At 49.8% G+C, this 424-nt stretch carries 1 protein-coding gene; it reads right to left on the bottom strand.

The features are described 5' to 3' along the window. Nucleotides 1-6 precede the first annotated feature (6 nt). On the bottom strand, nucleotides 7-327 hold the full coding sequence (locus BB427_RS24855; RefSeq protein WP_069019720.1) for an LIM domain-containing protein: 321 nt from the start codon (nucleotides 325-327) through the stop codon (nucleotides 7-9). Nucleotides 328-424: the final 97 nt, after the last annotated feature.

The following is a 424-nucleotide window of genomic DNA, read 5'->3' as shown; positions in this document are numbered from 1 at the left end:
GATGGTTTAACCATAAGTTGGGTCCAAGCTTGGCTTGTTGCTTGCACATTCTGTGTTTCCAAACTGTTCACCTTTGTCCATGCTAAGGCATCCAGCACCACCACCAAATCCGTATCCCTTAGGTCCGAACTTCCTTCCGTAACACTGTTTGCAGAATAGATCTCCTGCGTGTTCTGTGGCGTTTGTGCTGTCTAACCTCTTGTGGCAGAGACCGCATTTGAAGCATGTTTTGTGCCACTTGGCGCCTGCCGCCAACATCTCCTCAGCGGCGTAGACTGACTTGCCACATTTCGGACACTTGGCCTGTTCAACGGGCTTGAAGGGCATGGTGATGGCTTTCTTGTTTCTCTCTTTTGACCGCGAGCACTAAAAGAAGTTTTTCCGCTTGGGGAACTGAATCAGCTCTAGCTGTGAAGTCGTAGGT

The sequence above is a fragment of the Pseudoalteromonas sp. BMB genome (assembly GCF_001709235.1).
Taxonomy (GTDB): domain Bacteria; phylum Pseudomonadota; class Gammaproteobacteria; order Enterobacterales; family Alteromonadaceae; genus Pseudoalteromonas; species Pseudoalteromonas maricaloris.
Note: the sequence above shows the minus strand (reverse complement) of the source record. Positions and strands in the feature narration are given on the sequence as shown.

Excerpts from the sequence above, each read along its gene's own strand:
- BB427_RS24855 (WP_069019720.1), bottom strand. The coding sequence starts at position 327 with ATGCCCTTCAAGCCCGTTGAACAGGCCAAGTGTCCGAAATGTGGCAAG.